The organism is Paractinoplanes deccanensis (assembly GCF_016862115.1).
In the GTDB taxonomy this organism is placed as follows: domain Bacteria; phylum Actinomycetota; class Actinomycetes; order Mycobacteriales; family Micromonosporaceae; genus Actinoplanes; species Actinoplanes deccanensis.
Genome location: NZ_BOMI01000176.1, coordinates 38,196 through 45,844, shown reverse-complemented (window position 1 = coordinate 45,844; position 7,649 = coordinate 38,196). Strand labels below are relative to the sequence as shown.

Annotated in this window: 6 protein-coding genes; 1 reads left to right on the top strand and 5 read right to left on the bottom strand. The window is 71.4% G+C overall.

What is annotated here, in order from left to right; all coding sequences use genetic code 11:
- Positions 1-269 precede the first annotated feature (269 nt).
- The 4 genes from Ade02nite_RS41970 to Ade02nite_RS41955 are packed head-to-tail and all read right to left on the bottom strand — an operon-like array spanning position 270 to position 4,149.
- Positions 270-1,085 carry an ABC transporter permease gene (locus Ade02nite_RS41970; RefSeq protein WP_203776256.1) on the bottom strand — a complete coding sequence of 272 codons (816 nt, stop codon included), beginning with the start codon at positions 1,083-1,085 and terminating at the stop codon, positions 270-272.
- Positions 1,082-1,921: an ABC transporter permease gene (locus tag Ade02nite_RS41965; RefSeq protein ID WP_239169439.1), complete on the bottom strand. Its 840-nt coding sequence runs from the start codon at positions 1,919-1,921 to the stop codon at positions 1,082-1,084. The genes Ade02nite_RS41970 and Ade02nite_RS41965 overlap by 4 nt, the downstream gene beginning before the upstream one ends.
- Before the next feature lies 1 nt (position 1,922).
- Complete coding sequence (locus Ade02nite_RS41960) at positions 1,923-3,125, bottom strand: ABC transporter substrate-binding protein (protein WP_203776255.1); 1,203 nt, start codon at positions 3,123-3,125, stop codon at positions 1,923-1,925.
- A complete protein-coding gene (locus Ade02nite_RS41955) occupies positions 3,109-4,149 on the bottom strand; it encodes an ABC transporter ATP-binding protein (protein ID WP_203776253.1) in 1,041 nt (346 codons plus the stop codon). The genes Ade02nite_RS41960 and Ade02nite_RS41955 overlap by 17 nt, the downstream gene beginning before the upstream one ends.
- A 130-nt stretch (positions 4,150-4,279) precedes the next feature.
- Between Ade02nite_RS41955 and Ade02nite_RS41950 the strand changes: the two genes are divergently transcribed.
- A complete protein-coding gene (locus Ade02nite_RS41950) occupies positions 4,280-5,755 on the top strand; it encodes a PucR family transcriptional regulator (RefSeq protein WP_203776251.1) in 1,476 nt (491 codons plus the stop codon).
- Positions 5,756-5,758: 3 nt separating this feature from the next.
- Here Ade02nite_RS41950 and Ade02nite_RS41945 read toward each other — a convergent pair whose 3' ends face one another.
- On the bottom strand, positions 5,759-7,606 hold the full coding sequence (locus tag Ade02nite_RS41945; protein ID WP_203776249.1) for a hybrid sensor histidine kinase/response regulator: 1,848 nt from the start codon (positions 7,604-7,606) through the stop codon (positions 5,759-5,761).
- Positions 7,607-7,649 lie beyond the last annotated feature (43 nt).

Below are 7,649 nucleotides of genomic sequence, written 5' to 3'. Positions count from 1 at the left end.
AAACGCAGCGGCCGAGCAGAACCGCAGCACGCAGCCGGACGGAACACAGCGGGCCAGGCGGACGGAAACGCAGTGGCCGAGCGGAACCGCAGCACGCAGCCGGGCGGAACGCAACAGCCAGGCGGACGCACAGCGCCGAGCCGAGCGGAAACGCAGCGGCACGCGGCCAGACGGAACACAGCACGCGGCCAGGCGGAACCACCGCGGACGGCCGGACGGAAACGCTGCGGCCAACCGGAAACGCAGCACCCGGCCGGGCGGAAGCGCGACTACGTGCGGCTCGCGCCCGCTTCGGGGCCGGCCAGCCGCTGGGCCAACCACACCGGCAGGACCGAGAGGACGATCAGGGCGGCCGCCACCAGGTTCACCACAGGGGCCTGGTTGGGGCGGAACAGGTTGTTGAAAATCCAGATCGGCAGGGTCTGGATGCCCGGACCGGCCGTGAAGGTCGTGACGATGATTTCGTCGAAGGAGAGGGCGAAGGCCAGCAACCCGCCCGCCAGCAGGGCCGAGCGCATCAGCGGGAACGTGATGTGGCGGAAGGTCTGGAACGGCGACGCGCCCAGGTCCGACGAGGCTTCTTCGAAGGAGACGCCGCTGCGGCGCAGGCGGGCCAGGACGTTGTTGTAGACGATGACCACGCAGAAGGTGGCGTGGCCGACGATCACCGAGAACAGGCCCTTGCCCAGGCCCAGCGGGGCGATGACCGAGCGCCACGCGCTGTCCAGGGCGATGCCCGTGACGATGCCGGGCAGGGCGATCGGCAGCACGATCAGCAGGGACACCGCGTCCCTGCCGAAGAACGTGAAGCGGTGCACGGCGAACGCGACCATCGTGCCCAGCACCAGGGCGATGGCCGTGGCGCCGAGGCCGGCCTTCACCGACGTGGCCAGGGCTTCGCGGGCGCCGGCGTTCTGCCAGGCCGCCGACCACCAGCGGGTCGTCCAGTCGTGCGGGGGCCAGGCGAAGGTGCGGTCGCCGTTGAACGAGTTGACCAGCACCAGCAGCAGCGGGACGTAGATGAACGTCAGGCCCACGGCCATGAAGGCGCGCAGCGCCCAGCGGGACCAGGCGGACAGCGTCACAGCTCCTCCAGGGCGCCGGAGCGGCGGACCGCCACCAGGTAGATGACCATGATGAGGACGGGGACGGTGGCGATCGCCGCGGCGAAGGGCAGGTTGTTCGCGGCGCCGATGTTGGCGTAGACCAGGTTGCCCAGCAGCTGGGTCTTGCCGCCGACGATCTGCACCGTGATGTAGTCGCCGAGCGACAGCGAGAACGTGAAGATCGAACCCGCGATGATCGATGGCACCAGCAACGGCAGCACCACCGCCCGGAAGGTCCGCAACGGCCGAGCGCCCAGGTCGCCGGACGCCTCCAGCAGGGACGACGGCATGCGTTCCAGGCCGGCGTACAAGGGCAGGATCATGTATGGCAGCCACAGGTACGTGAGCACGACAACGGTAGCGAGGAGCCCGTATCCGGGGCCGTGTCCGAAGAAGAGCCAGTCCACCGGGCCGTCGTTGGCGAGCAGCACGCGCCAGGCGTACGCCTTGACCAGATAGGACGCCCACAGCGGCGTGAGGATCAGGATGACCAGCCAGTGCCGCGACCGTGGCGCGGCCACCTTGGCCATGTAGAAGGCCATCGGCACGGCCAGCACCACGCAGATCGCGGTGACCGCGACGGCCACCCCGATGCTGCGCAGCGTGACGTTGCGGTAGACCTCCTCGGTGACGAGGGTCCGGAAGTTCGCGAGCGTGAACTCCCGGACCACCTCGCCGGTGAACCCGTTGACGGTCCAGAACGCCGACACCAGCAGCACCGCGAGGGCGCCGAGGTAGGCGACGGCCAGCCACATCAGGGGCGCCGAGAGCAACCCGGCCAGGCGCAGGCGCGGGTGCCGGTGAAAGAACGCCACGCTATCCCTTGATCGTCGTCCAGGCCTGGGTCCAGGCCGCGTAGTCCTTGCAGGTGACGTCCGTGCGGCCGTCCACGCACTGCGCGAGCGGCGTGGTCCAGTACCAGACCTGCTCGAAGTACTTCTCGTCCTCGGCGTGGAACGTCGCGCAGTGGTTCTTGTCGGCGGTCTCGGCGCAGGAGAGCTTGTTGGCCGGCGCCTCGCCGAACCACTCCGCGACGCCGGCGTTCGCCTTCGGCGAGATGATGTGGTTCATCCAGAGGTAGCCGCAGTTCGGGTGCTTCGCCTTCGACGAGATCATCCAGGTGTCGGACCAGCCGGTCGCGCCCTCGGTGGGCAGGATCGCCTCGACCGGGGCCTTGTCGGCCTTGGCCAGGTTGGCGATGACCTGCCATGTCGTGCCGAGCACCGAGTCGCCGCTCTTGAAGGCCTGCACTTCCTTGGTGTAGTCGGACCAGTATTCGCCGATCAGGTCGTTCTGCTGGGTGAGCAGGTCGGTGGCGGCCTTGAACTGGGCGTCGTCCAGCGCGTACGGGTTCTTGATGCCCAGCTCCGGCTTGGTCTTCATCAGGTAGAGCGCCGCGTCGGCGATGTAGATCGGCGAGTCGTACGCGGTGATCTTGCCCTTGTAGGGAGAGCTGGGGTCGAAGACCGCGCTCCACGAGGTCGGCGCCGGCTTCACCGTGTCGGTGCGGTACATGAGCAGGTTGGCGCCGCGGCCGTGCGGGACGCCGTAGGGCTGGCCGTCCACCGAGTTCCACGTCTTGTTCTTCAGGCCCTCGAAGACGTCCTTGTAGTTGCCGATCAGGTCGGTGTTGACCGGTGCCACGTCACCGCCGTAGATCAGCCGCAGCGAGGCGTCGCCCGAGGCGGAGACCACGTCGTACTCGCCGGTCTTCATGAGCGCGACCATCTCGTCGGAGGTGCCCGCGACCTTGGTGTTGACCTGGCAGCCGGTCTCCTTCTCGAAGCCGGTCACCCAGTCCACCTTGGGGTCGGTGGAGCCGTCCTCGACGTACCCGGCCCAGGCGATGACGTTGACCGTGCCCTCGCCCGCGCCGAGCTGCGCCATCTTGTCGACCTTCGGGACGCTCATGCCGCCCGGGCCCGATCCCGAGCCGCCGTCGTCCCCTCCCCCGCAGCCGGCGAGCGCCAGCACACCCACCGCCAGGACCGAGACCAGCGCCTTACCTCTGTGCCGCATCAGCCGTCTCCTTCGAAGAGGGAATCTCGATGACGTGCTCCTCGTGCCAGGTCAGCCGAACTCTCTTCCCCCGCATCTCGTTCAGCGCCGCGGTGCCGGTGCGCCTGTTCTGCTCCACCACCACGACCCGCGCGCCGGCGTCCAGATCGACCACGAACCTGGTCACCGGCCCCGCATAGATCACCTCGGCGACGGTTCCGGCGGCTCCCGTGTCGCCGTCGACAGTCAAAATCACCTTCTCCGGCCGTACGGAGTAAGCACCGTCCCGGCCGAGCACGGCTCGCGCCACGTCGCCGGTGAGCAGGTTGGACGTGCCGACGAAGCCCGCGACGAACGGGCTGGCCGGACGCTCGTACACCTCCTCGGGGGTGCCGACCTGCGCGATGCGGCCGTTGTCGAAGACCGCGACCCGGTCGCTCATGGTCAGCGCCTCGTCCTGGTCGTGCGTGACGAAGACGAAGGTGATCCCGACGTCGCGCTGGATCTGCTTGAGCTCCACCTGCATCTGCTCGCGCAGCTTGAGGTCGAGCGCGCCGAGCGGCTCGTCGAGCAGCAGCACCTTGGGACGGTTGACCAGCGCCCGGGCGAGCGCCACCCGCTGCCGCTGCCCGCCGGACATCGCGCCGGGCCGGCGATCGCCGAAGCCCTCGAGCCGCACCGAGGCGAGCGCCTCCTCGGCCCGCCGCCGGCGTTCCGCGCGCGGGACCTTGCGGACCTTGAGGCCGTACTCGACGTTCTGGATCACGCTGAGGTGCGGGAACAGCGCGTAGTCCTGGAAGACGGTGTTCACGTCGCGCTCGAACGGCGCGAGCCGGGTGACGTCGCGCCCGCTGAGCGCGACGGTGCCGGCGGTGGGCAGCTCGAAGCCGGCGATCATCCGCAGCACGGTGGTCTTGCCCGAACCGGACGGCCCCAGCAACGAGAAGAACTCGCCGTCCGCGATCTCCAGGTCGATGCCCGCCACGGCCCGCACCGGGCCGAAGGACTTCTTCAGGCCGGTCAGCCGGATCGCGGCCTCACTCATGCGCTCACCATCGCCGCGGCGTCCCCTCTCCGGCGTTGTGCAGCACACCGTATTGGTCGGCGCTCATGTCGGTAAATGGACGGCCGCACAGTCCTTACGCGACGGTGTTGTGCGCCCGTACAGTCCCGTCATGACGCTGCGCCTGGCCGACGTGCTCGCCGATCCGGAGCTGCGCCTGCGCCTCGCCGACGGCGACCCGGTGGCGCTCAACCAGCCGGTGCGGTGGTGCGCGGTGACCGAGCTCGCCGACCCGCGGCCGTTCCTCAGCGGGGGCGAGCTGGTGCTGACCACCGGGCTCAGCCAGCTCGACGAGGCCGCGCAGCGGCAGTTCGTCGGCCGGGTCGCGGAGGGCCGGGCGGCCGGGCTCGGCTTCGGCGTCGGGCTGACCCACGCGAGCGTCCCGCCCGCGACGCTCGCGGAGGCCCGGGAGCGCCGGCTGCCGGTGCTGGAGATCCCGTACGAGACGCCGTTCATCGCCGTCGACCGGTTCGTCGCCGACCGGATCCTCGAGGAGCAGTACGGCCGCTTCGCCGACCTGCTCGACGAGCACGACACGCTGGCCCGGGCGCTGCTGTCCGGGCGCGGGCTCGGCGCGCTGATCGACGCGCTGCACCAGATCCTGGGCGCCCCGGCGATGGTCCTCGACCTGTACGGGCGGGTGCTCGCCACGGCGCCGGCGAGCGCGTCGTGGCCGGTCGAGCAGATCCTGGCGCGCCGTCCGGGCGGCGGCGACCTGCCCCAGGCGGTGCCGGTGAGCGTGGAGGACACCGTCGTGGCGTACCTCTGCTGCCGGCGCCCTCGCCGCTCGGCGGACGTCCTCCCGTACGCGGTCTCGCTGGTGGGTCTGGAACTGGCCCGGCGCCAGGCCGAGCTGGCCGGCAAGCGACGGCTCGCGGGGCAGGTCCTCGAAGACCTGGTGCGTGGCACGATCGGCGCGCCCGAGGCCGAGCGGCGGCTCTCGCCCTTCGGCATCCGGGCGAGCGACGAGCACGCGCTGCTCGTGGCCACCGTGGACTACGGCGGCGACCTGCTGCGCAAGCTCGTCAGCAGCCCGCCGCTGGCCGGCGCCACCACCGCGATCCTCGCCGACTGCCTGATCGCCGTGCTCGAGCCCGGCCAGTCCGCCCGCGAGGCCGCGCTGCTGCTCAGCGCCCACCTGTCACGGCACGGCGACGAGGTGCGCGTCGGCATCGGCGGCTGGTACGCGGGCATGACCGGCCTGCGCTGGAGCTACTACGAGGCGCACGAGGCGATGACCCGCGGGCCCGGCATCAACGAGCGCCAGCAGATGAGCCTCTCCGGCCTTCTGCTGGCCAGCGAGGACGTGCCGCTGCGCGACCTGGCCCGCGACGTGCTGCGGCCGCTGCGCGAGTTCGACGCCGCCCACGCCGGCTCGCTGGTGGCCACCCTGCGCGCCTATCTGGACGCCGACGGGTCGGTGGCCGCGGTCGCCGACCGGCTGATCGTCCACCGCAACACGGTGCGCTACCGCATCGGCCAGATCGAACGGCTGACCGGCCGCTGCCTGACCCACACGGCCGACCGGGTGCAGCTCTGGCTGGCGCTCGCCGCCTCCAGCCTCGGCGGACCGGCGGACACGCCGTGAGGATCAGTCCCGCTGGCTCGGCAGGCGCACGGTGACCCTGGTGCCGGCGGCCTCCTGGGAGGCGAGGGTGATCGAGCCGTGGTGGCGTTCCACGACGACCCGGCAGAGGGCCAGGCCGAGGCCCGCGCCCGGGATGCCGGTGTGCCGGGCGTTGCCGCCGCGGTAGAGGCGGCGGAACAGCCGCGCCTGCTCGCTCGGGGCGACGCCCACGCCCTGGTCGGCGATGGTGAGCACGGCCGCCTCGCCGTGCTCGTCGGTCAGCGAGACGGTGACCGTGCTGTCGGTGCCGCTGAACTTCACCGCGTTGCCGAGCAGGGCGTCGACCACCTGGCGCAGGCGCTCGCGGTCGCCGGGGACGGTCAGCTCGGGAGTCAGCACGGACTCGACGACGATGCGGCGCTCGCCGGCGCTCGGCGCGATGGCCGCGATCGCCTCGGTCACCACCTCGGTGAGGTCCACCGCGACGATCGTGAGCTGGGCGTGCCCGGACTCCAGCGCGGCGAGGTCGAGCAGCTTCTCCACCAGGTCGCGCAGGCGCACGTTGTTGCGCTGCACGACGTCGATCATCTCGCGCACCTCGCCCATCGGGGTCTCGTCCGACGACTCGGCGATCAGGTCGACGTAGGCGCCGATCGAGGTCAGCGGGGTGCGCAGCTCGTGGCCGACCAGCGCGATGTACTCGTCGGTGGCGGCGGCCAGGTGCAGCGCCAGCACCTCGGCGCGCCGCTGCTCCAGGAAGGCCCCGATCAGCCCGGCCACGCCGGTCAGCAGCACGGTCAGCGCGGGGTCGGGCTCGCGGCCGGCGTACGTGAAGAAGGACAGCACCCCGATCACGCGGTCGCCGCTGCGCACGGGCACCGCGCCACCGGCCCGGAACGGGCTCCCGGCGGCGATGTAGGGCAGCACCGGGGAGTCCTCGGCGTGGATGTCGGGCACCCAGATCGACTCGGCCTTGGCCCAGCACGAGCCGGCCATCCCGGAGCCGCGCGACATGCTGGCGGGGGTGGGCAGCGGGCGCTCGTTCGGCGCGGTGTAGTTGCCGGCCGGCCGCAGCACGTCGGTGACCTCGTCGACGAGCCACAGCCGCACGTACGGCCAGCCGAGCGTCGAGCCGATCGCGTGCAGGATGCGGTCGGTGGCGTCGGCGGCGTGGGTGTGGTCGGCGAGGACCCGCAGCACCTCGGTCTCGCACTGCTGGTACTGCCGGGAGTGGTGCTCGAAGGTGCGGTCGTGGAAGGCGGCCGCGGCCCCGGTGATCGTGCCGTCGTGGCGGCGGACGGGCGCTGCGTTGACGGCGTACCAGTGGTCCCTGGAAATGATCTCGGCGTCGCGGATCCGCTCGCCGGCCAGCGCCCGCGACAGCACCTCCTCGTAGCCCTCGGGCAGCGACGTGTTGGTGGCCGTGATCCGGCCCTGGGCGTCGCAGACCACCACGCCGGTGCGCAGCGTGTCGAGCAGCGCGTCGAGCGTCTCGTTGCCCGAGCGCTCCAGCCGCTCCAGCGTGCCGCCCAGCCGCTCGGTCAGCTCGGGCACGCTGAACGGCTTGCCGATGACGTCGAGGGCGCCGGCGTCCGCGAGCCGCATGTCGCCCGGCAGCAGGTACGCGGTGATCAGCACGACCGGGGTCGCGGCGAGGTCCGGGTCGCGGCGCAGCGCCCGGCACAGTTCCAGCCCGTCCATCTCGGGCATGTCGACGTCGGCGACCAGCAGCGCGGGCCGGTGCTGGTCGACGGCGGCCAGCCCGGTCCGCCCGTCCCCGGCCACCACCACCTCGTGCCCGAGCCGCCGGATCACCTGCGCGATGACCCGCTGATGATCGAGATTGTCCTCGGCCACGACAACAAGCGCCACGAGGGATCACGCTAGGCACGGCAGGCACCGGTACGGGGTGATA